Here is a 23929-nt window from a genome sequence, read left to right as displayed (position 1 = left end):
GCTGTCTCAGCCGTACCGCTCCACGAGCGCGGAGCCGATCGCGGCCAACTGGTCCCGCACCCCCGGCGGACCGGTCACCTCGATCCAGTCGACCAGACCGGCGAGCTCACCCGCGAGCGCGTACTCGTTGTACCCCCGGATCGCGACCTCGACGCGCCCGTCCGATGTGGACGCTCCCACCTCGAGCCGATCGCCGATCACCATGCGGAGCCGGCTCATCTCGTGCGCCACGCACACCGCCTGGACCACGAGGGGTGTCCGCCGGCGGTCGACCTCGTCCGCGATCTCGCGCCAGCTCGCGGCGAGGTCGAAGTCCGCGGGCCGGTGCGCGGCGTCGACGGTCGGATCGGCGAACGACACGCGGTCGACGCGGAAGGTCCGCCGGCCGGCCTCGGTCGTGGCGACGAGGTACCACCACGGGCCCTTGGCGACGACGCCCAGCGGGTGGACGGTTCTCACGGTCTCGGCGCCTTTGCCGTCGACGTAACCGAACCGCACCTGGACGCCGCGGATCACCGCGTCCTGGAGTGCGTCGAGAAAACGTGGTGACCGGCGCTCGACCCGGCTCGTCCCCCAGCGCGGCGGGTCGACGACCACCGCCGACGCCGCGGCCTCGGCCTGCACGCGGAAGGGCTCCGGAAGGGCCTGGACGAGCTTGCGCAGAGCCGCTTTAACCGCGGGCGTCGCCGCCGACGCCTGACCCGCCACCAGGAACAGGGCGCGGGCCTCGCTCGCGGTCAACCCGGACAGGTCGGTGCGGGCGCCGCCCACGAGACGCCAGCCGCCGCCCCTGCCCTGCGTGGAGTAGACGGGCACCCCTGCCATCGCCAGGGCGTCGAGGTCCCGGCGGGCCGTGCGCTCGGAGACCTCCAACTCCCGGGCGACCTCCGCCGCGGTCACGTGCTCGCGCCGTTGCAGCATCAGGAGTACGGCCACCAGCCTGTCGGTTCCCACGCCGGTGAGACTGCCACGGAAACAGGTCATGGGTTGACCGGTTTCGGTCGCAGGATGGTGTCATGACCTCACCGACGACCCTCCGTGCCGACTTCCCCGAGCCCACGCTCGTCCGAGTCAACGGCGTGGAGCTCGAAGTGTTCGAAGCGGGCCGGCCGAACGCGGGCAAAGCCGTCGTGCTCTGCCACGGCTGGCCGGAACACGCCTTCTCCTGGCGCCACCAGATGCCCGCCCTCGCCGCCGCGGGCTACCACGTCATCGTCCCGAACCAGCGCGGGTACGGGAACTCGTCGCGCCCGGCCGAGGTGACGGACTACGACATCGCCCACCTCACGGGTGATCTCGTCGCGCTCCTCGACCACCACGGGTACGAGGACGCCACCTTCATCGGCCACGACTGGGGCGCGAACGTCGTGTGGGGACTGGCGCTTCTGCACCCGGACCGCGTGCGGAAGGTGATCAACCTGAGCCTGCCCTACCCCGAACGCGGCGAGAAGCCCTGGGTCGAGTTCCTGGAGGAACTGCTCGGCGGTGACTCCCACCTCGTCCACTTCAACCGGCAGCCCGGCGTCGCGGACGCGGTGTTCGAGGCGAACACCTCCCGGTTCCTGCGCAACCTGTTCCGGAAGAACGAACCTCCCCGAGAGCCGCAGCCGGGCATGGCGTTCCTCGATCTCGCCCGCGCGGAGACACCTCTGGGCGATCCGGTGATGAGTGACGACGAACTGGCCGTCCTCGTGTCCGCGTTCACGTCGTCCGGGTTCACGGCAAGCCTGAACTGGTACCGGAACCTCGACCGCAACTGGCACCTGCTGGCGGACGTGGACCCGGTGGTCCACCAGCCCGCGCTCATGGTCTACGGCGACCGGGACGTGATTGCCAGGTCCGGGAACCTGGCCGAGTTCGTGCCCGGCGTGGAGGTGATCAGCCTCGACTGCGGCCACTGGATGCAGCAGGAGAAGCCGGAGGAACTGAACCAGGCGATCCTGGACTGGCTGGCACGACACGACGGGCGGGCCTGGAGGTCGTGAGCAGGGCGGACAACGACATGCTGAACACGGCGACGAGCACCAGCATCACCGCGGGGCTCAACGCCGCGAACGGCGCCCGCTCCACGTAGGGCAGCGACTCGGCGAGCATGAGCCCCCATTCCGGCGCGGGCGGCTGGGAGCCGAGACCGAGGAAGCCCAGGGAGGCGAGGGCCAGCGCGATTCCGGGCAACCGGAGGACGGCGTTGCGGGCGACCGGGCCCGCGACGGCGGGCAGGACGTGGCGCAGCTCGATCCACGACGGCGTCGCACCGAGTGCGCGGTGCGCGGTGATGTGGGTCGAGGCGCGCGTCTGCTCCACGAGCGCCGCGGCGTGCGCGGCCAGGGCGGGCCACGAGACCAGCGCGACGGCGAGTGACGCTCCGAACGTGCCGGGGCCCAGCACCGCGGCCACGAGGATGCCGGCGATCACCGGCGGCATCGAGTTCGCCGCTTCCGCAGCGCCTCGCGCAACACCGGGCAGGAAACCCAGGGCCACAGCCAAGACGTAGGAACACACGCACACCGCGACAGCCACACCGATCGTCGCCGGTGCGCCGTGCGCGACCCGTGCCAGCACGTCGCGGCCGAGTCCGTCCGTCCCCAGCGGGTGGGCCCAGCTCGGCGCCGCGAGCCGGGCCGCCGTCTCGATCCTCAGCGGATCACGCAGCAGACCCCAGCAGATCACCACCGCCGTCAGCACCGCACTCGCCACGGGAACCGCGCCGTGCCAACGGGTCCGCGTCCGTTGGACGAGCGCGGGCAACGACAGGGAGGCGTCCCTCAGGGCGGGTCCCAGCATGCGCCGGCGGACCACGCCGACGACCGCACCGGCCGCGAGCCCCAGCAGCACGAGCGCGAGCACGCACCCCTGCAACAGCGGCACGTCCTGCGCACGCGCCGCCCCCAGGGCGGTCCTGCCGATCCCGGGAACCGCGAACACCGCCTCGACCGCCACCGCACCACCGGTCAGGCCGACGACGACCAACCCCGCCTGGGGCAGCAACGGCGGCAACGCACGCCGCACGACACCCCGGACGAGCACCGATCGGCCACAACCCCAGGACCGCCACACGGCGACCCACGGTTCGCGGAACACCGCGGGAAGCGCGTCGGCGAACAGCGTGCCCAGCACCGCACCGGCGGGGATGCCGAGCGAGAGCGCCGGAAGGACCAGGTGTTGCGGGCCTTGCCAGCCGTAGGGCGGGAACCAGCCCAGCCACACCGACAGGGTCACCAGCACCACGGCGGCCAGCAGGAACTCGGGCAGCGCCGCGAGCGCCGCACCCGCGCCACCGGTCGCTCCCGTCTCGTCACCACGGGCACCGCGCAGCAGGCCGGGCACGCACAACGCCGACGCCACGACGAGCGCGACGACCACGGCCGCGCACATCAGCATGAGGGAGACACCGAGGCCGGACAGCACGGTCGGCAGCACCTCGGCACCGCCGGCCCAGGAACGACCGAGGTCCCCTCGCAGCAGACCCGCCGCCCAGCCGGTGAACACCTCGACCGGTCCGGCGTCGAGCCCGAGCTGCCGCCGCACCGCGTCGAGCGCCTCCGCCGTCGGTTCCTGCTCGGCCGACCTCGCCCGCAGCACCGACAACGCCGGATCACGACCGGACAACCACGGCAGGAGCCCGACGACGACCGTGATCAGCGCGAGCGCGCCGAGCCGGGAGAGCACGACTCCCTTGCGTGCCATCACTTCACGTGCGTGGCGGCGGTGATGAGCGCCCGTTCACGCGGGTCCTTCACGGAACCCACGACCGAGGTGGCGTCACCCTGGATCACGCGCTCGTGCAACATCGGGATGGCCGCGTCGGTGCGCAGCACGGCCGCCTCGGCCTCGATGATCGCCGCACGACGCTGGTCACCCGCCTCCGCCGCCTCCGCCGCGCGCACGGCCCGGTCGACGTTCTCGTCGCACAACTGCGCGATGTTGAAGGAGCCGTCGCAGGTGAAGTCCGACTTCAGATAGGCCACCGGGTCGCCCGAGTCGAGCACGGTCGCCCGCGACAGGATGAACGCGTCGAACTTGCCCGCCAGCATGTCCTGCTCGATGTGGGCGTACTCGCGCACCACCTGGTTCACCTTGAAACCGTTGTCCTGCAGCTGTTGCTGGACGATCGACGCGACCTCGGGCAGTTCCGCGCGGTCGGTGAACGTCGCCAGCGTGATCGTGGCGCCGTTCGGCTTGCCGGCGGCGACCCGGCCGGTGATCTCCTTGCGCGCCTGCACGGTCCACGGCAACGCGGGCCCGAGCAGCCCCTTGGCCACGTCCGCGCGGTTCTCGTAGACGCCGCTCACGAGCTGACCGGCGTTGATCGTCTCGCGCACGGCGGCCCGCACCGCCGGATCGGCGAACGGACCCGACCTCGTGTTGAGGTACACCGTGTTGGTGCGCGGCATCGGCACCTCGCTGACGGTCCGCGGATCGAGCAACGCCGCCTGCGAGACCGGGACCGCCTCGGCGATGTGCGCCTCCCCGCTGCGGATGGCGGCGGCACGCGCGGCGCCGTCCGGGACGAACGACACGTCGATGCCCGCGGCCTCGGCCTTCTCACCCCAGTACCCGTCGAAGCGGTCGAGGGTCGCGCTCGTGGTCCCACCGACACTCACCAGCCGGAACGGCCCGCTGCCGGTGCCGACCGGGTTGACCTTGCCGTCCGCCGAGTACGCGCTCTCGGCGAGCACGGACAGCTGGGGCGACGACAGGCGTTGCGGCAGAAGCGGATCCGGCGTCGCGGTCGTGACGGCCAGCTTCTCCCCCACCACCGACGCGGTCAGCGTGACGCCGTCGAGGATACGCGGCTTCGGCACCGCCTTCATCGCCCTGGTGAGCGTGTTGACGACGGCCGCGGCCGTCAGGGTGCTGCCGTCGTGGAAGCGCACGCCCGGCCGGACGGTGAACTCCCACGCGGTCTCGGACGTGCGCCGCCACTCGGTGGCGAGTCCGGGGCGGGCGTCGCCGTTGTCGTCCAGCTTCACCAGCGTCTCCGCCGCGGACCAGCGCGACAGCTTGAACGCGTCGTCGCTGAACGGCGACAGACCCGACCGCGGCGGCTGCATCATGGCCAGCGCGATCCTGGTCTCCCCCGCCGTTTCCCCTGCCCCGGAAGCGAAACAGCCGGCGAGGAGGACCGAAACGACGACCAGTCCAGTGGCGGCCAGAGGCGCGCGGTGGTGCATGAGGCTTCCTGACGTCATGAGAACGGCGACCCGCCGACGTTAGCTCATGACAATCATTTGCATCTAGCCCGCGAGGCGCACGTCACGTGAGGCGGCGCCCGGCACCGATCAGCGTGGTGGCGTCGAGTTCGGTCGAGTCCCCGTCCCGCAACGACTTCAAGCAGGTCTCCCGCACGGTGTCCACCAGATCCGCGGGCACCTTCACGAGCGCCCCGCGGAAGCCGGAACCGATGCCGGGGAGGAAGAAGTTGTCGAGAGCCGGCACACCTCGTCGACCATCGGACCGGAGACGTCGACCGCGTCGGGCGAGTTCCTCCACTCGCTCCCGTGTGGACAGTCCTGGCGATGACCGAGCAGAGCGCGCCACGCCTCCGGGCCATCTTTTCCGAGAGGGCGCATGTCTGCCCGACTGACAACCCGATCGCGCTTTGATTTCGGTCAGAACTGAAGCAATCGTGGACACGAGAACGACGCTAGACGGACCTCGCGAACAACCCGCCGTCCACCGGCAGGCAGACGCCGTTGATGTAGGCCGCGCGGTCGGAGGCCAGGAACACCGCGGCGTTGGCGACGTCGTGCGGTGAGCCCATCCGGCCGGTCGGGCTCGCCGCGTGACGGGCGGCCAGCTCGGTGGTGACCTGGCGGGCGACCATCGGGGTGTCGATCAGGCCGGGCAGCACCGCGTTGGCACGCAGGCCGTCCCGGGCGTGGGTCAGCGCGAGCGAGACGGTCAGCTGGTTCAGGCCGGCCTTGGCCGCGCTGTACACCGGGTAGACGTAGCCGGTGTCGCGGATCGACGCCAGCGACGACACGTTGACGATCACGCCGCGACCGGCCGCCAGCATGTGCGGGAGGGTGTACCGGCAGGTGAGGTAGGCGCTGGTCAGGTTGACCGCGATGCCGTGGTTCCAGGTGGCGAGGTCGGTGGCGGCGAGATCACCGACGACCGACGCGCCGACGTTGTTGTGCAGCACGTGCGGTGGCCCCGTGGCGGCCACCACCGACGCGATCGCGGCGGCGACGTCGGCCTCCACCGTGACGTCGGCGGTGACGGCGAGCGCGGCGCCCCCGGTGGTGGTGATCTCCTTCGCCACCCGCTCGGCCTCGGCGCTGTCGCGGTCCACCACCGCCACCAGCGCACCGGCGCGAGCGTAGGCCAGCGCTGCCGCCTCGCCGTTGCTCAGGCCGGGGCCGCTGGAGCCCGCGCCGAACACGATCACCACACGGCCGTCCAGCTCCCGTTCGCTCATCGGACCACGATGACGCCGGGCCGCACGACCGCCCACCGTCCGGCGACGAGGAAAGGCGGGAGTGGATGCTCCGATTGTAGAATTCGCAGCATGACCAGCACGGCCGTGTCCGGACTGATCGACGGGCTCGCCACCGAGCTGTCGCGGTCGGTGGTGGTGAACGACCCCACCATGCAGATGCTCTACGCCAGCCCGCACTACGGCGACGAGGACCCGGTGCGCATCCGGGCGGTGCTCGACCACGTCGCCGAGCCCGCCGCCCGCGGGCACGTGCTCGCCCAGGGGGTGACGAGCTGGACCAGGGCCGGACTGATCCCCGCCAACGACACGATCGGCATGCACGCCAGGGTCTGCGTGCCGGTCCGCTGGGAAGGCGCGCTGCTCGGCCTGCTGATGGTGATGGACGCCGACCAGTCGATGACCACCGCGGAACTCGGCCAGGTCGACGACGCCGCCCGGGAACTGGCTCTGGCACTGCACACCGGGACCGTCGCACCGACCGGGAGGGGCGACGATCAGACCGTGCTCGACCTGGTCGGACCCGATCTCTCGGCACGGCGGGCCGCCCGGCAGGCGCTGCACGAGAGCGGCCGGGCTGCCCGGTTCGCCACGGTCACCGCGGTCGAGATCTCGGTCGTCGGCACCCGCACCACGACCACCTCCCACGTCGAGGTCGCCCTGCGCCACGCGTTGTCCGGTCAGCGGCGGGCCGCTCCGGCCGACCAGCTGGCCTCGGTGACCGGCGACCACGCCGTGGTGCTGCTGGGCTCACCGGAGCACGCCGTCGCGCGGGTCGCGGGCGTGCTCGACCGCGTCGGCGAGTTCGCCCTCGGTCACTTCCGCTGCGTCGCGGGCATCGGCGGCACCGGGCCGGGCCTGCACCACGCCGCCACCTCGTTGCGGCAGGCGGGTCTCGCCCGGCGGGCGGCGGCCCTGGGGCTGCGCGAACCGGTCGCGGGATGGCACGAGCTGGGCGTTCTCGGGCCACTGCTGGCGATCCCGGACGCCGCGCTGACCGAGGCGGTGCTGCCCCGGGAGTTCCTCGAACTGCGCGCGGCCGACCCCGACGGCCAGCTCACCGAGACCGTGCGGGCCTACCTCGACGCGGCGGGCAACGGCCCTCTCGCCGCCGAGCGCCTGCACGTCCACCGGACGACGCTCTACTACCGGCTCGGCAGGCTCCGGGACCTGACCGGCCTGGACGTGGTGACCGACGGCCCGACGCGGCTCGTCCTGCACGCCGGACTCGCGCTGGCCGAGGTCATTCGACAATCGGAGCATGCCGGGAGTTGAACTCTCGTCGCCCGGCGGTGGCAGACCGGGTGACGGCGGTCCGAGACTGCTCGACAGCCGGGCCGACTCGACGAGGAGATCGCCATGCCCACTTTCCGCACCAACGACGGCGTCACGCTGACCTACCAGGACTCCGGCGGCCCGGACGGCGAGGTCCCGCTGGTGCTGCTGCACGGGTGGGGCCAGACCCAGGCGATGTTCCGCCACCAGTCCGGCGGTCTCGGCGACCGGCGGGTGATCACGTTCGACCAGCGGGGGCACGGCCTCTCGGACAAGCCGCACCACGGGTACCGCATCGCCCGCCTCGCCCAGGACTACGCCGAACTGCTCGACCACCTCGGCCTCGACCGAGTCGACGCGCTGGGCTGGTCGATGGGCGCTTCGGTGCTGTGGAGCCACATCGACCAGCACGGCACCGCCCGGCTGCGGCGCCTGGTGATCGTCGACCAGCCCGCGGCGGTCGCCGCCGTGCCGTGGATGTCGGCCGCCGAGCAGACCGAGTCGGGAGCGATCTTCGACGTGGGCGGGCTGCTGGCGCTCAACGGTGATCTGCACGGACCGGACGGCGCGACGGTCCGCGAGGCGTTCGTCCGGTCGATGTTCTCCGGCGAGACCGACCCCGAGGTGTGGGAGTTCGTGGCGAACGAGATCACCGCCACTCCCGCGCACGCCGCGGTGCCGCTGCTGTTCGACCACTGCGCCCAGGACTGGCGTGACGTGCTGCCCCGCATCGACGTCCCGACGCTGGTCCTCGGCTGCGACGGCAGCCACGTCAGCCCGGACTCCCAGCGCTACATCGCCGAGCGGATCCCCGGCGCCGAGCTGCACGTCTTCCCCACCACCGAGGCCAGCTCCCACTTCGTGTTCCTGGAGAACCCGGCGGCGTTCAACACCGTCCTCGACAAGTTCCTCAGCTGAGACCGAGGCGCTGCTGTTCGGCCTGCACCACGCGCTGCTCCACCGACACCGCCGAGTCCAGCGCGCTCGCGTGCGAGTGCTTCGTGTCGCTTTCGCGCGCGTAGTGGTCGAACAGCAACGTCTTGTGGTCGCGGACCTCCTGCACCCGCGCGTCCACGCTGTCCTTGACCAGCAACCGGTGCACGTGGACCTTGCGGACCTGGCCCATCCGGTGACACCGGGCGATCGCCTGGTCCTCCGTGCTCGGTTTCCACTGCGGCTCGGCGATGATCACCACGGACGCGGCCTGGATGTTGAGGCCCACGCCGCCCGCCTCGATCTGGGCCACCAGCACCGCGTGGTCCTCGCACGCCGTGAAGTCGTCCACCAGTCGCTGACGGCCCTGCGCCGACGTCGCGCCGGTCAGGGGGCCGAAGACCTCGACGTGCTCCGCGACCGCGTCCAGCACGTCGTGGAAGTACGAGAACACCACGACCTTCCAGCCGTTGTCCCTCGACTCCTCGATGATCTCCAGCAGCCGCTCCAGCTTCGCCGAGCCGCTGGGCGTGCCCGGTGTGTAGGCGGCGCGGCGCATCGCCATCAGGTTCCCCTCGCGCACCGCGTCGAGGTACGCGCCCCGGTCCTGCTCGCCGAACTCGACCCAGTCCTCCACCTCGAGCAGTTCCGGCAGCTCCCCCAGCACGTCCTCCTGGTTGCGGCGCAGGTACACCGGTGCGACGACGCGACGGAAGGCCTTCGCTCCCACCACGGCGTCGATCGAGCCCGTGCGGGCCGCGACGCCCGGCTGGAGGTACCCGACCAGGTTGCGGAACTCCTCGACGCGGTTCTCCATCGGCGTGCCGGTGAGCAGCACCGCCCGCTCCGCGCGCTGCACGATCTTGTCGACCGCCTGGGAACGTTGCGTGTCGGGGTTCTTCACGTAGTGCGCCTCGTCGACCACGACCAGCGCCGGGCGGAACCTCTTGGGCAGCACCAGTTTCGGCAACGTGCCGAACGTCGTCACGCCGACACCGCCCTGCGCGAGCCACTCGCCGACCGCGCCGTCACGGCCCGCGCCGTGCATCCGGTGCGGCACCAGGTCGCTGTGCCGGGCGATCTCGTTGACCCAGTTGACGACGACGCTCGCCGGGCACACGACCAGGAACCCGCGCCGCCCGCCGGCGGCGAGGCTGGCCATCACCGCGATGGCCTCGATCGTCTTGCCCAGTCCCATCTCGTCACCGATGATCACGCGTTTGCGGGCGAGCGCGAACTTGGCCCCGAACACCTGGTAACCACGCAGCGACACCTTCAGCAGGCTGGTGTCCAGCGGGGTCGCGTCGACCTCGTGCTCGATGTCGGCGGGGACGAAACCCTTGGCGGCACCGCGATCCGGCACCGCCTCCGCGCCGGCGAGGTCGGCGAGGAGCGTGTTGTAGGCGGCCGCGTCGAGCTCGTAGTCGCGCCACAGCGCGCGGTGGTCGAGATCCGGCACGCGCAGCTGCGTGCCCACCGCGCGCAACGCCGCCACGTCGCGACTGGCCAGCAGCGCCTCGAGCCGGCCGAGCGAGTCGAGGGCGGCCTGCCGGTTCTTCCGCAGGGAGAAGAACATCCGCACCCGGCTCCAGGCACGGGACGCGGCACGCACGTCGGCGCCGACCCTGTCCAGCACGTCTCCGAGCGGCTCGCGCAGCGGACCGACGAGCTGGTTCGCCCTGCGCAGCTTGGACATCAGCTGCAGCAGTTCGGTCTGGGCGCTGTCGGCGCGGTCGGGGTTCAGCCGGACGGTCGTCTCGCGCGCGACGGCCTCGGCGAGGGCGCGGGCGACCTGAACGATCTGCTCGGCGGACTGCCGGCCGACTCCGGGCACGCCGTCGAGCTGTTCCGGGCGCGCGTGGACGACGTCCGCGACCGTCCGGTACCCGGCGTCCTTCAGCGTGCTCAGCCGCAGCTTCGCCTTGGTGTCCCGGAGTTTGTCCACCGGCATGGCGCGGAGCCGGTCGGCCACCAGCGCGTCCAGCACCGCCTGGTACCGCGCGACGGCGAGCGCGCGCAGGCGATCCGGTTCGGCGCGGACTCCCGCGGCCTCGGCGCGGAACGCCTCCGCCGCGGCCAGTACCGCGCGAGCGTGCTTACCGACCTTCGACGACTCGTCCACCCGTGTCCTTCCGTCAGGCGGTGCGAGACTACAGAGGTGCTGCTGGCCGGTGTCGCGGAGACCGGATCAACCGGCGGGGGTCGGAACGGGAATCGCCTTGGTGTGCAACAGCTCCAGCGTTTCGCGGGCGATGTCGGCGATCTGCGCGCGACCGCCGTTCACGGTCCACGTCTGCACGATCACCTCGATCACGTTCATGGTGCTCGCGGCGGTCAACGCGGCGAAGAGCGCGTCCGCGGCCCCGTCCTCGCGCCGGAGGATCTCCTGGGCCAGCCGCTGACGCCAGCTCCAGCACAGGTCGGCCAGTCCGGCCCGCAACCCCGTGGTCTTGTCGAAGATCTCGTACAGGGCGAGCAGGCGGGCCGGGTTGGTCCCGATCGTGTGCTCGACGCTGTCGACGACCGCGTGCAGCGCCTCGGACAGCGGCAGTTCGTCGGGCTGGGCCAGGAAGGCGTCCATCGCCGCGGTGAGACCGTTCTCCACGAAGCTGACGACCAGCGCTTCCTTGGTCGAGTAGTAGCGGTACACGGTCCGGGTCCCGACCTCGGCCGCGGCGGCGATCTGCTCGATCGTGGTGTCGTCGTACCCCTGCGCGACGAACAGGTCGAACGCCGTGTCGGCGATGAACCGCCGGGTGCGTTCCATCTTCGCTTCTCTCAAGCCCATGAGCGCACCTCCCGGCCCTGTTCCGCGCGGACCGCACGGTAGCACTGCCACCTGACAGCCACTGCCACATGACACACCGGCCAGTTGCGGCATTCAATGCCACCTGGCAGTCTCAGTCACATGACAGTGACTGCCATATTCCTGGCCGAAGGTGGGCCGCGCCATGAGTGAGACCACCCTCGACAAGCGGTCCGACCAGGCCTCCTTCCCCACCGCGCGCGACTCCGGGTGCCCGTTCGATCCCCCCGCGGAGTACGCCGACCTGCGCGAACAGGAAGGCACGGCCTCGCTGGCGTGCCCGGTCGGTGTCAACGCGCGTGTCGTCAGCCGGTATGCGGACGTGCGCGCGGTGCTGGCCGATCCCAACCTCAGCTCGCACGCGGCCCCGTCCACGCACGTCGTGCCTGGCGGCCTGCTCGACCGCCCGGTGGCGCCCGGCAGCCTGCTCAACATGGACGGCCCCGGCCACGCACGGCTGCGGCGCCTGCTGACGCCGGAGTTCACCGTCAAGCGGATCCAGGCCCTGCGCCCCTACATCCAGGGCCTGGTCGACGACCACCTGGACGCGATGCTGACGCACACCGGGCCGATCGACCTGGTCGAGCACTTCGCGCTGCCGATCCCGTCACTGGTGATCTGCGAACTGCTCGGGGTCGACTACGGCGACCGCGACCGGTTCCAGGAGCAGACCGCGGTCCTCATCGGCACGAACAGCGACCCCGCCGCGCTGGAGCAGGCGAACCTGGAGGTCGCCGGGTTCATGACCCAGCTCGTGCTGACCAAGATGGCGGCGCCGACCGACGACCTGCTGGGCAGGCTGATCGTCCGCGCCAGGGAGAACGGCCAGGAGCTGTCCGTCGAGGAACTGGTCACCCTCGGCATCACGCTGCTGATCGCCGGGCACGAGACCACCGCCAACATGATCGGCCTCAGCACTCTCGCCCTGTTGCGCCGGCCCGATCAGCTGGCCGCGCTGCGGGCCGACCCCGGGCTCGCGGGCACCGCCGTCGACGAGATGCTGCGGTACCTGTCGATCGTCCAGTTCGGCGTGCTGCGTCAGGCCACCGGCGACCTGACGATCGGCGACGAGACGATCAAGGCCGGTGAGTGGCTCGTGGCCGCGCTGTCGGCCGGCAACCGCGACGAGTCGGTGTTCCCCGATCCCGATCGCATCGACCTGAAGCGTGAAGCCACCGCGCATCTGGCGTTCGGCTACGGCATCCACCAGTGCCTCGGCCAGCAGCTGGCCAGGGTCGAACTGCAGGAGGTGTTCGCCCGCCTGCACCAGCGCATCCCGACCCTGCGGCTCGCGGTGCCGTTCGAGGACGTCGAGTTCAAGGACAACGCGCTCGTCTACGGCGTGCGCTCGCTCCCGGTCACCTGGGACGAGGAGGACAACCGATGAAGGTCCGCGTCGACGTCGACGCCTGCGTGGGCGCCGGCCAGTGCGTGCTCGCCGCACCGGACGTCTTCGACCAGCGCGACGAGGACGGCATGGTGGTCCTGCTGGTGGAGGACCCGCCCGCCGAGCTGGAGGCGGCCACCGAGCACGCCGCCCTGTTGTGCCCTGCACTCGCGATCGTCGTGGAGCGCTAGCGCGAAGCCCCGGACGGTGGTCACGCCGCAGGCCGGCGTGACCACCGGCAGGAACCGGAACTCGCCGGATCCGGGAGCGCTCCCAGCATCTCCGCCGCCGCATCTACCTCATCACGACCACCTCCAGAACAGTCCTATCCGGCACGTGGAACGCGTCCAAACAAGTACTTTCCCTCCCCTGCAACCCTTTGCCATCGTCACGACGAATAGCGCACCGGCAGCCGCAGACCGCTTGACACCTCCGCCCGGCGATATCAGACTCCCCAAATCTGGGAGCGCTCCCAGCACTGCCGCCGCCGTCAGAGGAGTTTCACCGTGCGCCCGAGCCGCTGGAGAACCGTGGCGATCTGCGCCGTCGTGTCCGTCGCCGTCACGTCCTGTGGCGCGGGCGGAACCGGGAGCCGGACGTCCGACGGCCGGATCGAGCTGACCGTCGCCACGTTCAACGAGTTCGGCTACGAGGAGCTGTTCCAGGAGTACGAGGCGGCCCACCCCGACGTCAAGATCACCCAACGCAAGACCGGCCAGGGCGCCCCGCACCACCAGAACCTCTTCACCAAACTGGGAGCGGGGTCGGGACTCGCCGACGTCGAGGCGGTCGAGGAGGGCTACCTGAGCCAGGTCATGGCCAGGTCCGGCCAGTTCCACGACCTGACGGAGATCGGTCCGCGGGACGTGACGGCGGACCGCTGGCTGAAGTGGAAGGCCGAGGCCGCGACCACCAAGGACCGCAGGCTGATCGGCTACGGCACGGACATCGGCCCGCTGGCCATGTGCTACCGCAAGGACCTCTTCGCCGAGGCCGGACTGCCCTCCGAACCCGACGACGTCCGGCAGCTCTTCGCCACGTGGGACAGCTACTTCGCGGCGGGCGACAAGTTCGTCGGCAAGGTCTCCGGTGTCGCCTGGTTCGACAGCGCGGCGCAGATCTTCAACGCGATGCACAACCAGCACGACGTCGGCTACTACGACAAGGCGGACACCCTCGTCGTCGAGTCCAACCCCGCCATCAGGAGCGACTGGACCGCCGTCACGAACGCCGTGGCGAGAGGGCAGTCGGCGAAGCTGGCCGCCTTCAGCAACGAGTGGAACACCGGCTTCAAGCTCGGCAGGTTCGCCACCAAGACGTGCCCGTCGTGGATGCTCGGCGTCATCGAGACCCAGGCGGGACCGGAGAACGCCGGCAAGTGGGCCGTCACCGACGTGTTCCCCAACGGCGGCGGCAACTGGGGCGGCTCCTACCTGACCGTGCCGAAGCAGAGCCGCAACGCGTCCCAGGCGGCGGCGCTCGCGGCCTGGCTGACCGCGCCGGAGCAGCAGATCAAGGCGTTCCAGGCCAGGGGAACGTTCCCCAGCCAGATCGACGCCCTGGAGGACAGGGCGCTGCTGGAGCACGTCAACACCTACTTCGACAACGTCAAGGCGGGCGCGCTCTACGCCGCACAGGTGCAGAAGGTGAAGGCGGCGCAGCACAAGGGGCCCGCCGACGGGCAGATCCAGGACACCGTGTTCGGCCCGGCGCTGCAGTCCGTCGAACAGGGCAAGCGCCCGGACGAGGCCTGGCGCACCGCGGTGCAGGAGGCGCAGAAGGCCGCCAAGTGACGCCAGGTCAGCGCCGGTAGGAGTTGCGCCGCACGATGTCCAGTTGGTGAGCGATGTCGGCGGTCAGCGGGTCGTCCCTTCCGAACGCCCGCGTGGCGGCGGCGAGGGCCTCTTCGAGGGTGTCGAGCGCGCCCTGCGCGTCGCCTTTCATGAAGAGGAAGACGCCCAGGGTCTTGGCGGTGGTGATGGTGGCCTCGTGACGCTTGCCGAGCCTGCGCCGCTGGCGTGCCAGCGTGTCCTCCAGCAGCGGGATCGCGGACCGGTCCCCCATGACGACCATGGCGCAGGCGCGGTTGTGCGCGAAGGACAACGTCTCGGGGTGGTCGGCGCCGAAGGTGGTGAGCGCCTGGTCGTGCGCCGCGCGGTGCATCGCCTCCGACTGCACGAGCATCTTGAGCCGGAAGTACACCGAGCCGAGGCGGTCGACGTTCCTCAGGGTCTCCGGGTGGTCCGGGCCCAGCTGCTCCCGGCAGTCGAGCACGAGCGCCGCCCACTCCGGTTCGGCGTGCTGGTACTGGCCCGCGTCGAACAACGCCAGCGCGCTCTTGATGCGGCGCGCCAGTTCGGCGGGCACCGGCGTTTCCTTGCGACGTGAGAACCACACGGTCGTCTCCCCCTATGGACCCGACTTCCTCAGACGGTCGTCGATCGCCTTGCCTTCGGTGACCCCGAGCGCCTCGCCCAGGGCGCGCAGGTGGACGTCGATCGCGGACTCGACCAGGTCGGCGTGCTCGGCGAGCGTGTCGCGCGCCCGGCGCCACGCGGTGAGCCACACCGCGCCCCCTATGACGAGCGCCGGCCACCACAGCACACCGGCCAGCAGGTAGAGGGTGCCCCAGCCGGTGAGGGTCACGGCGTCGGCGTACCGGGCGCGGGCGTCGCTGATCGGGCGGCGGGCGTCCTCGGAGAGCAGGAGCCACACGCGGGGCCAGACCAGCGCCGCGCTCACGTGGTACTCGGCTCGCACCCGTGTCTCGACCAGCCGGACCCGGTCACCGATCCACGTCGGACGGTGCGGCAGGTACGCGGCGACGGGGACGATCTCCGCGCGTTCGGCGGCCTTCAGAGCGCGTGAGCGGCGGGACCAGCGGAGCCGAGTGAGCAGGCCGCCGGTGAGGAACCGCTCGCGCGTCCACCAGCGCTGCACCGCCTTGCCGATGCCGCCCGCCGCGGTCCCGAGCACGCCCGCCGCGGCGATGCTCAGCGCGCCGGTCACGACCAGCTGGCCCTGCTGCGCCTTGAGGAGCTTGCCGACCTCACCGGTCAGGCGTGTCAGATCCAGTGCGTGGGCGTGCCCCAGAGTGAACGCGGTCGCGCCGCAGGCGACCAGGACCAGGCCCGGCAGCAGGACGGCCGTGAACCAGTGGGCGCCCACCCGCTTGCTCGCCTCGGTCAGCAGAGCGGTCATGAAGGACGCATGGTCTCGTCGAACGCGGTGCAGCGGGGCACGTGGCCGTGCTCGTCGCGGTGCGCGCGGCGGCCGCACCGGTCACGCGGACAGGTGTAGTTCCCGGCACCGAGTCCTGGTGTCCCCCGCAGGCCCGGGAGTGCGGCCATGCCCGCCGCGGGACGGTCCGCCCACCCGCGCAACGCCTCGGCCGTCTCCGGTGAGACCCACTTGAGCAACGCCCGCTCCGCCGACGCGCCGTCCCGGATCCGGTCGACGTCCCGGTCGAGTCTCGCGAGAACCCCGTTGCCGCGGGCGTGTTCGCGCAGCGACGGCAGTTGTGCACACCAGAGCGCGAGGAAGTCCTGCTCGTTGCCCAACGAAACGTCCCTCTCTCCCGTTACGGTGAGCGTAGACCACGTCACAGCGTGGAGTTGGGGGATTCAGGCATGTTCGGGCGCCGAGGACACGACCGGTACGAACCTGCCGAGGACATCGGTCTCGCGCTGCGCAACGCCCGCGCGTGGCTGGAGCGCTACCGGCAGAGCGGGGACTTGGGCGCGCTCGACGAGTCCGTCGCCGAGGCCCGTCACGCCGTCTCGCTGTGCGGACCGGACGCGGCGGAACGTCCCGCGGCGTTGCTCGTGCTCGCCGAGGCACTGGGCATGCGCAGCGACGACGTGCGGTGGCTCGAGGACTGCAGGGAGGCCTACCGGGAACTGGCCGGCGTCGCCCCGGAGGCGTCGCGATCGTTCGCGTTGAAGAACTTCGCCGCCTGCTGTCTCGAACTCGGCCAGGCGAGCGGCGACTGGCGGCCGGTCGCGGAGGCGGCCGAGGCCGCCAAGACGCTGGTGATGCTCGGCGGCAACCACAACGCCGACCTGGTGGCCCACGCGATCAAGCTGATGGACGCGTGCCTCGCGTCGCTGCCGCCCGACCTCAACGGTCTCGGTTCCCTGTACGGCTTGCGCGGCAACGCCATCGTCACGTGGACCGAGATCACCGGCGACCTCTCTCCGCTCGACGCCGCTCAGGAGGACCTCGAACGCGCGTTGCGGTTGTCACCTCCAGAGGACGGCAACCACTTCCCGTTCCTGGCGAGCCTCAGCCAGGTGCTCGGTCACCGGTTCCAGCGCACCGGCGCCATCGAGGACCTCGACGCGATGCTGGACACCCTGCACCAGGTGATCGACCTCTGCCCGCCCGCGCATCCGGTGTTCGCGAGCATGCTGCTCAACCTCGGCATCGGCTACCGCCACCGCTTCCAGGAGACCGGGGCGGGCGCCGACGCCGACGAGGCCGCGCAGTACCTCCGGCTCGCGGTGGAACGCGCCGCCGACCCCGGTGTCCGGGCCGCCGCCGCACAGGCGCTGGACGAGGTCGTCGCGCTGCGCGGTCCCCTGGAGTTCGAGGTGCCACCGGGGCTCGAGTACGTGGACAACCCGGAATCGCTGGTCTCGCAAGGGAATCGGTTGATGACGTCCCTGGGCGAGTACGAGCGGACAGGTGACTTGGACCTGCTCGACCGGATCTGCGCCGAGGGGCGGGCCCTGCTGACCAGGGCCGGACCGGACCGCTGGATGGCCGGCTGGGCGGTCGGCCCCGCGCTGATGCGGCGGTTCGAGGAACGCGGAGACGACGCCGACCTCGACCACGCGGTCGAGTTGCTGCGGGAGAGCCTCGCGCATCCCTCGCTCGGCGGCGACGTGCCGCTCGGGCACGGCAAGCTCGACTACCTCGTGAACCTGGGCGCGGCGTTGCTCAACCGGTTCCAGCGCGACCGCTCGGGGGCCGACCTGGACGAGGCCATCGGGTACGCCCGCCGGGTCGTCGAACTGGAGCCCGAGCAGGGCAGGTACCTCAACACTTTGGGCAGTGCGCTGGTGTACCGCTACGAGCACTCCTCACGCCGTGCGGACCTGGACGAGGCGATCGAGGTCGGCCGCAGGGCGGAACGCTCGGCCGCGTCGCCCGCCGAGCGCGCCCACGCCCAGGCCAACCTCGGCAACCGGCTGCGCTACCGCTTCTGGCTCACCGAGGACCGCCGGCACATCGACGAGGCCGTCGACTCGATCCGCGCGGCCCTGGCGGTGCGGCCGATCCCGTCGGACCGGCTCAACCTGGGACTGGTGCTGCGCGACCGCGGCCGTGCCACGTCCAGCCGGGACGACCTGGCCGAGGCCGCCGAGCAGTTCCGCGCGGTGATCGCCGAACGGCCGCCCCAGGCCCCGGACCACCAGAAGGCGTTGCTGGCACTCGCGCAGGTGCTGGAGGACCTCGGCAGGACGAGCGACGCCACCGACGCACTCGCCCAGCAGGTGGCGGGAACGACGGGCCGCGCGCTCGACCGGATGGACGCGTTCGTCTCCCTGGCCAGGCTGCACGCCGGCAACGGCGAGTGGGAGGCCGCGAGCCGGGTGTACGCCGACGCGGTCGACCACCTGCACCAGATCCTGTGGCGCGGCCTGGCGAGGACCGACCGGGACCGGCTGCTCACCCGCTGGCCGACCGTCGCCTGCGACGCGGCGGCGGCGTTCGTGGCGGCCGGCGATCCGCGGCGGGCCGTCGAACTGCTCGACCACGGCCGAACGCTCTTCTGGGGCCAGACCCTAGACGCCCGCGCCGATCTGGGCGCCCATCCCGACCTCGCGGACCGGCTGGCGGAGCTGCGCGCCGAGACCGATGCCCTGGGCTGGGCCGACGGCCGGGGCGCGAGCGACGTGGCCGAACGCAGGCGGGTGCTGGCCCGCGAGTGGGACGCGCTCGTCGAGGCCGTCCGGGCCCGCCCCGGGTTCGAGCGGTTCCTCCTGCCGACCCCGTTCGCGGCTCTCGCCGAAGCGGCGGCCGACGGCCCGGTGGTGCTCGTCAACGTGAGCCGGCTGCGGTGCGACGCCCTGGTGGTGGCCGACGGCGCGGTGCGGGTGGTCGAACTGCCCGGCCTGACGCCGGACCAGGCCGAGGCCATGACCGAGAGCTACCTGGACGCGGTGGCCAAGGCGGGGGTCGGCGTCGGTGGTTCCGCCGGGTCCCGCGAACAGGTCGTGTTCGCCGCCCTGGAATGGCTGTGGGAGGCGGTTGCCCAGCCCGTGCTCGCCACGATCTCCAGCGAGCGCGTGTGGTGGTGCCCGACCGGGCCCCTCGCGCTGATGCCGCTGCACGCCGCCGGATTCCACGACCCGGACGACGATCCGGGCATGTCGGTGCTCGACCACGTCGTCTCGTCGACGACACCGACGTTGCGCGCGCTGCTGTACGCGCGGCGGGCGTCCACGGCGGGGAACCGGCCACCGCTGGTCGTCGCCTTCGCCGATCGCCCGGCCTACGTCTCCGGACTGGGGCCTTTGCCGTCGGCGGCCGACGAGGTGGCATTGCTGCGGTCGCGTTTCCCCGACTTGGTGGAGCTGACCGGTGCCACGGCCACGCGCGCCCGGGTGCTGGAGTCGTTGCCACGGCACGAGAGTGCGCACTTCGCCTGTCACGGCGGGAAGAACGGGCTCTACCTGGCCGACGCGCTCCTGAGCATCGCCGACATCGCGGGACTGCACCTCGACGCCGAGCTCGTCGTGCTGTCCGCCTGCGACACGGCCATGGGCGGCGACCTGCCGGACGAGGCCTCGCACGTCGCCGCCGCGATGCAGGTCGCCGGCGCCAGGCAGGTCGTCAGCACCCTGTGGGCGATCGGCGACGACACGGCCGTGCACGTCGCCGCCACGATGTACGACCACCTCGCCCAGAGCCCGGGCGAGGTGGCGCGAGCGCTGCACACCGTCGTGCGGCGGCTGCGCGACGAGGACCCGTACCGTCCGAGCAGGTGGGCCCCGTTCATCCACTTAGGACGGTGATCACCTCACCGTGATGTTCGAGTTGCCGCTGCTGCGGTATCCCTCGGTCGCCATCACCATGTAGTAGCTGAAGTTGCCGAGTCGCATGTTGGCTCGACTCCACGCGTCGAAGTGGTTGCCGGTGGTGATGGACCCACCGGTCCTCTTCTGCTGCCGGACACTCCAGAACTGCGGGAACGTCTTGTTGCCCTCGACCGACGGCGCGTTGTAGCGCATTGTCTGATAGATGTCGTAGGTACCGCCGTCGGTGGTGACCGTGCCTTTGTAAGTGCCGGTGGGCCGGTAGTTGCCCCAGTTGTCGACGATGTAGTACTCGACGAGCGGGTTCGACGTCCACCCGTAAAGAGTCAGGTACGCGTTGCCGGAGGGGTTGAAGCTGCCGGAATAGTTGACGGTGCGCCGAGAACCGTTGCTCCAGCCCTTGCCGCCGACGAAGTTGCCGACATTGCTCCACGACGTGCTGTAGTTACCACCTCCTCCGAAGTCCATGCAGACCCGGCCACCGCCGTCGGTCCAGAACGAGTAGTAGTAACCGCCGTTGTTGCCCGTCTGGCTCGAACAGGTGGCGGCGGCACCGACGTCAGCAGCGGCGACACCGGGCGTCAACGCCATGACCAACGCGATGCAGACACTGCGGACAGCGAATCTGACCATGTGCGGCACTCCTCGTCATCGAGATCGGCGCGGCGGCGAGGCAGCACTGAGCGACCCGTGAGAGTGGTGAACTGTCGATTCGATTCGACGGACTTCCGGTCGGCCGTGAAACCGCACATCGACCGTAGCAGCGTCGCGGTGAGCCCGAAAGGCCACCGGAAAGTTTCGAAACTTCTCCCATTTCACCGGCCGAGCTAAAGATTTAGCCTTTCCTCACCATTGTTTCCAGGCGCGACGAAGTTCCGGCCGCTCAGTTTCCGACATCGGCGGAACCGGGCCCGCCCGTCCCGTTGCACGGGGCTCCCCACAGCCCTCGTTTCCCGGCCGCCGCCGCCAGTTCGGCGTCGACGAACGGACCCGAGGCGCCCTGGGCGCGCAGCACGCCCTCGCGGACCGCGAGCAACGCGTAGTCCGTGCCGTCCGGGAGTTCCAGGTTGATCTCACCGGGTGTCACGCTGGAGAACCGCACGGGCGTGTTCAGCAGTGTCGCCTCCGCGAAGGCGCGCGCGTCCTCCGCCCAGCAGGGGGCCGGCGGCGCGAGCAAGGAGATCCGGAACCGAGCGCCGTTCGAGAACTGGACGGTGCGGCCGTCCACCACCGCCGACACCGTGAGCGGGGCGACGACCGCCGAGCGCTCGCCGGTCCCCCGGGACGCCGACGAGGGGACGGCGGGCGGCGGATCGGAGGCCGGCGTGGCACAGGCGCCGATGAGCAGAGCCACGAGCACGACAACGCACTTGCGTGCCACGAACCACTCCCACAGTAGTTGAACTTTCTACTACCGTAGTCCCGCGTCGCCGTTGATCAATCAGCCATTCGGTGCCGGACGAGCGGGCAACTGTACGAAACGGACACTGCTGCATCCATCAAGGAGACGCACAGCTCGTGTGAACGCTAACAGGAGTCGAACCCGCGCGCGATCCCCCATCGTCAAGCGCGCTGATGGATCGGGAGTTCGCGGTCATCGAATCTTCGATCGAACGGAGTTAACGCTAACAAGAGTCGTTGACCCCGGCGTCACGTCGTGGCTAAGTTCGCTCGCAGTTCGTCCGCCACCGCTGCCGTACGCCGAGCAACAGGAGCGCTCCCCATGTCCTCATCGTTGAGCCGACGCCGCTTCCTGAACGCCGCCGGCGTGGCCGCCGTCGCGACCACCCTGCCGTCACTGACGACGGGCACGGCGCAGGCGGCCGCGGTCCCGCCGGTGCGCGGGGACATCGGCGTCTCGGCCTTCCCGTTCGACCTCTCCGAGGTGCGGCTGACGGCCGGTCGGTGGCTGGACAACCAGAACCGGACGTTGGCCTACCTGCGATTCGTCGACACCGAGCGGCTGCTGTACAACTTCCGCGCCAACCACCGCCTGTCCACGAACGGTGCCGCGGCGCTGGGCGGCTGGGAGGCGCCGGACTTCCCGTTCCGCACGCACAGCCAGGGACACTTCCTCACGGCCTGGGCACAGGCATGGGCCGTGCTGGGAGACACGACGTGCCGGGACAAGGCGAACCGCGTGGTGGCCGAACTGGCCAAGTGCCAGGCGAACAACTCGGCGGCCGGGTTCAACACCGGTTACCTGTCTGGCTTCCCGGAGTCGGACCTCGACGCGATGGAGGCCGGGTCACCCAGGTCCGTCTCGTACTACTCGTTGCACAAGACGCTCGCCGGGTTGCTCGACGTCTGGCGCCTCGTCGGCAACACCCAGGCACGCGACGTGCTGCTGCGGTTCGCCGCATGGGTGGACTGGCGCACGGCCCGCTTGTCCTACAGCACGATGCAGAGCGTCCTCGCCACCGAGTTCGGCGGGATGAACGCCGTGCTCACCGACCTGTACCAGCAGACGGGCGACTCGCGGTGGCTGACCACGGCCCAGCGGTTCGACCACGCCGCCGTGTTCGACCCGCTGGCGGCGAACCAGGACCGGCTGAACGGCCTGCACGCCAACACCCAGGTGCCCAAGTGGATCGGCGCGGCCCGGGAGTACAAGGCGACCGGCACGACGCGGTACCGCGACATCGCCCTCAACGCCTGGAACATCACCCTCGGCGCGCACACCTACGTGATCGGCGGCAACAGCCAGGCCGAACACTTCCGCGCCCCCAGCGCCATCGCCGCGTACCTCAACACGGACACGTGCGAGGCGTGCAACACCTACAACATGCTCGAACTGACCCGCGAGCTGTGGCTGACCGATCCCGGCCGGGCCGCGTACTTCGACTACTACGAGCGCGCCCTGCTCAACCACCTGATCGGCCAGCAGAACCCGGCGGACCCCCACGGCCACATCTGCTACTTCACCGGACTGAACCCGGGCCACCGGCGCGGCAACACCGGACCGGCGTGGGGCGGCGGCAACTGGAGCACCGACTACGGCACGTTCTGGTGCTGCCAGGGCACCGGCATCGAGACCAACACCAAGCTCGCCGACTCGATCTACTTCCACAGCGGCACCACGCTCACGGTGAACCTCTACACGCCTTCGGTGCTGACGTGGGCGGCCCGCGGCATCACGGTCACCCAGAGCACGAGCTATCCGGCGAGCGACACGACGACGCTGACCGTCACCGGCAACGCGGGTGGGTCGTGGACCATGCGGTTGCGCATTCCGGCGTGGACCGCGAACGCGACTGTCAGCGTCAACGGCGTCGCCCAGAACGTGACCGCGACACCCGGCACCTACGCGTCCCTGACGAGGTCGTGGACTTCCGGTGACGTGGTGACGCTCCGGCTGCCGATGCGCGTGATCGTCCAGCCCTCCAACGACAACGCCGACGTCGTCGCGCTCACCTACGGTCCGGCCGTGCTGGCGGGCAACTACGGCAACACCAGCCTGTCGGCGTTGCCCTCTCTCGACACCGGTTCTGTCACCCGCACCAGTTCGTCGTCGCTGACGTTCACGGCGAGGGCGAACGGGACCCAGGTGAACCTCGGGCCGTTCCACGACGCGCACGGGTTCAACTACACCGTCTACTGGGCCACCGGCAGTGCCGCCACGAGCTACCGGCTGGTGAACGCCGGCACCGGCATGGTGCTCGGCATCCAGAACATGTCCACATCGGACGGTGGGCTCGCGGTGCAGTGGCACGACAGCGGGACCGCCGACCACAACTGGCAGATCGTCACCGACGGCTCCGACGTGCGGCTGCGCAACGTCCACAGCGGCAAGGTGCTGGGTGTGGAGAACATGTCCACCGCGGACAACGCGCGGGTCCTGCAGTGGTCCGACAACGGCACGGCCGACCACAGGTGGACGCTGATCGCGCAGGGCGACGGCACGCACAAGGTCCGCAACGCCAACAGCGGCAAGCTGCTCGGTGTCCTCAACGGCTCCACCACCGCCGGAGCGCAGGTCGTGCAGGACTCCGACAACGGCACGGCGGACAACCGATGGCGACTGGTCGCCAACTGAAAGCAGA

At 70.8% G+C, this 23929-nt stretch carries 20 protein-coding genes; 8 read left to right on the top strand and 12 right to left on the bottom strand.

The genetic code is table 11. From position 1 onward, the window contains the following. Nucleotides 1-6 precede the first annotated feature (6 nt). Complete coding sequence (locus PV646_RS17485) at nucleotides 7-954, bottom strand: helix-turn-helix transcriptional regulator (protein ID WP_500343064.1); 948 nt, start codon at nucleotides 952-954, stop codon at nucleotides 7-9. Nucleotides 955-1016: 62 nt separating this feature from the next. Between PV646_RS17485 and PV646_RS17480 the strand changes: the two genes are divergently transcribed. Beyond that, nucleotides 1017-1985 (top strand): alpha/beta fold hydrolase, encoded by a 969-nt coding sequence (locus tag PV646_RS17480; RefSeq protein WP_500343063.1) that lies wholly within the window; start codon nucleotides 1017-1019, stop codon nucleotides 1983-1985. On the opposite strand, the gene PV646_RS17475 is transcribed toward PV646_RS17480, so the two are convergent. The 4 genes from PV646_RS17475 to PV646_RS17460 form a co-directional block, all read right to left on the bottom strand. Further along, the gene (locus PV646_RS17475) at nucleotides 1879-3687 is read right to left on the bottom strand and encodes an ABC transporter permease subunit (RefSeq protein WP_500343059.1); all 1809 of its coding nucleotides are present in this window, start codon (nucleotides 3685-3687) and stop codon (nucleotides 1879-1881) included. The genes PV646_RS17480 and PV646_RS17475 overlap by 107 nt on opposite strands. Beyond that, nucleotides 3687-5174, bottom strand: a complete 1488-nt coding sequence (locus PV646_RS17470; protein WP_500343057.1) for an ABC transporter substrate-binding protein — start codon at nucleotides 5172-5174, stop codon at nucleotides 3687-3689. The genes PV646_RS17475 and PV646_RS17470 overlap by 1 nt, the downstream gene beginning before the upstream one ends. Before the next feature lie 82 nt (nucleotides 5175-5256). Beyond that, nucleotides 5257-5439: a hypothetical protein gene (locus PV646_RS17465; RefSeq protein WP_500343055.1), complete on the bottom strand. Its 183-nt coding sequence runs from the start codon at nucleotides 5437-5439 to the stop codon at nucleotides 5257-5259. 208 nt (nucleotides 5440-5647) lie between these two features. Continuing rightward, a complete protein-coding gene (locus PV646_RS17460) occupies nucleotides 5648-6424 on the bottom strand; it encodes an SDR family NAD(P)-dependent oxidoreductase (protein WP_500343054.1) in 777 nt (258 codons plus the stop codon). Between the two features lie 90 nt (nucleotides 6425-6514). Here PV646_RS17460 and PV646_RS17455 point away from each other — a divergent pair, with 90 nt between their 5' ends. Together PV646_RS17455 and PV646_RS17450 are read left to right on the top strand one after the other, a co-directional pair. Continuing rightward, nucleotides 6515-7717, top strand: a complete 1203-nt coding sequence (locus PV646_RS17455; protein WP_500343052.1) for a PucR family transcriptional regulator — start codon at nucleotides 6515-6517, stop codon at nucleotides 7715-7717. A gap of 84 nt (nucleotides 7718-7801) precedes the next feature. Beyond that, nucleotides 7802-8635, top strand: a complete 834-nt coding sequence (locus tag PV646_RS17450; RefSeq protein ID WP_500343049.1) for an alpha/beta fold hydrolase — start codon at nucleotides 7802-7804, stop codon at nucleotides 8633-8635. Here PV646_RS17450 and PV646_RS17445 read toward each other — a convergent pair. Together PV646_RS17445 and PV646_RS17440 are read right to left on the bottom strand one after the other, a co-directional pair. Then, the gene (locus PV646_RS17445) at nucleotides 8628-10772 is read right to left on the bottom strand and encodes a DEAD/DEAH box helicase (RefSeq protein ID WP_500343047.1); all 2145 of its coding nucleotides are present in this window, start codon (nucleotides 10770-10772) and stop codon (nucleotides 8628-8630) included. The genes PV646_RS17450 and PV646_RS17445 overlap by 8 nt on opposite strands. A 66-nt stretch (nucleotides 10773-10838) precedes the next feature. Continuing rightward, nucleotides 10839-11438: a TetR/AcrR family transcriptional regulator gene (locus tag PV646_RS17440; protein ID WP_500343045.1), complete on the bottom strand. Its 600-nt coding sequence runs from the start codon at nucleotides 11436-11438 to the stop codon at nucleotides 10839-10841. 163 nt (nucleotides 11439-11601) lie between these two features. Here PV646_RS17440 and PV646_RS17435 point away from each other — a divergent pair, with 163 nt between their 5' ends. The 3 genes from PV646_RS17435 to PV646_RS17425 all read left to right on the top strand — a co-directional run bounded on the left by PV646_RS17435 (nucleotide 11602) and on the right by PV646_RS17425 (nucleotide 14636). Further along, nucleotides 11602-12843 carry a cytochrome P450 gene (locus tag PV646_RS17435; RefSeq protein WP_500343042.1) on the top strand — a complete coding sequence of 414 codons (1242 nt, stop codon included), beginning with the start codon at nucleotides 11602-11604 and terminating at the stop codon, nucleotides 12841-12843. Then, entirely contained in the window at nucleotides 12840-13034 is a 195-nt protein-coding gene (locus PV646_RS17430) for a ferredoxin (protein ID WP_189154921.1), read from the top strand. The genes PV646_RS17435 and PV646_RS17430 overlap by 4 nt, the downstream gene beginning before the upstream one ends. 315 nt (nucleotides 13035-13349) lie before the next feature. Further along, on the top strand, nucleotides 13350-14636 hold the full coding sequence (locus PV646_RS17425; protein ID WP_500343038.1) for an ABC transporter substrate-binding protein: 1287 nt from the start codon (nucleotides 13350-13352) through the stop codon (nucleotides 14634-14636). 7 nt (nucleotides 14637-14643) lie between these two features. On the opposite strand, the gene PV646_RS17420 is transcribed toward PV646_RS17425, so the two are convergent. Genes PV646_RS17420 through PV646_RS17410 form a run of 3 tightly spaced genes read right to left on the bottom strand, consistent with a single transcriptional unit; the run spans nucleotide 14644 to nucleotide 16403 of the window. After that, entirely contained in the window at nucleotides 14644-15240 is a 597-nt protein-coding gene (locus PV646_RS17420) for a tetratricopeptide repeat protein (protein WP_500343036.1), read from the bottom strand. A gap of 12 nt (nucleotides 15241-15252) precedes the next feature. Continuing rightward, on the bottom strand, nucleotides 15253-16044 hold the full coding sequence (locus PV646_RS17415; RefSeq protein ID WP_500343035.1) for a hypothetical protein: 792 nt from the start codon (nucleotides 16042-16044) through the stop codon (nucleotides 15253-15255). After that, entirely contained in the window at nucleotides 16041-16403 is a 363-nt protein-coding gene (locus PV646_RS17410; RefSeq protein ID WP_500343033.1) for a hypothetical protein, read from the bottom strand. Before PV646_RS17410 ends, PV646_RS17415 begins: the two co-directional genes overlap by 4 nt. A gap of 69 nt (nucleotides 16404-16472) precedes the next feature. Here PV646_RS17410 and PV646_RS17405 point away from each other — a divergent pair, with 69 nt between their 5' ends. Continuing rightward, nucleotides 16473-19865: a CHAT domain-containing protein gene (locus PV646_RS17405; protein WP_500343031.1), complete on the top strand. Its 3393-nt coding sequence runs from the start codon at nucleotides 16473-16475 to the stop codon at nucleotides 19863-19865. Here PV646_RS17405 and xynA read toward each other — a convergent pair whose 3' ends face one another. Together xynA and PV646_RS17395 are read right to left on the bottom strand one after the other, a co-directional pair. Beyond that, on the bottom strand, nucleotides 19866-20519 hold the full coding sequence (xynA, locus tag PV646_RS17400) for an endo-1,4-beta-xylanase XynA (RefSeq protein WP_500343029.1): 654 nt from the start codon (nucleotides 20517-20519) through the stop codon (nucleotides 19866-19868). It abuts the gene before it with no gap. Nucleotides 20520-20769: 250 nt separating this feature from the next. After that, nucleotides 20770-21267 carry a thermonuclease family protein gene (locus PV646_RS17395; protein ID WP_500343027.1) on the bottom strand — a complete coding sequence of 166 codons (498 nt, stop codon included), beginning with the start codon at nucleotides 21265-21267 and terminating at the stop codon, nucleotides 20770-20772. A gap of 342 nt (nucleotides 21268-21609) precedes the next feature. Here PV646_RS17395 and PV646_RS17390 point away from each other — a divergent pair, with 342 nt between their 5' ends. After that, nucleotides 21610-23922, top strand: coding sequence for a beta-L-arabinofuranosidase domain-containing protein (locus tag PV646_RS17390; RefSeq protein ID WP_500343025.1), 2313 nt, complete (start codon nucleotides 21610-21612; stop codon nucleotides 23920-23922). The last annotated feature ends 7 nt before the right edge of the window (nucleotides 23923-23929 follow it).

Origin of the sequence: Streptomyces sp. ID05-26A (assembly GCF_033794685.1) — a bacterium.
GTDB lineage: Bacteria > Actinomycetota > Actinomycetes > Mycobacteriales > Pseudonocardiaceae > Lentzea.
The sequence above is the reverse complement of the archived record's forward strand: the minus strand, read 5'-3'. Positions and strand labels throughout refer to the sequence as shown.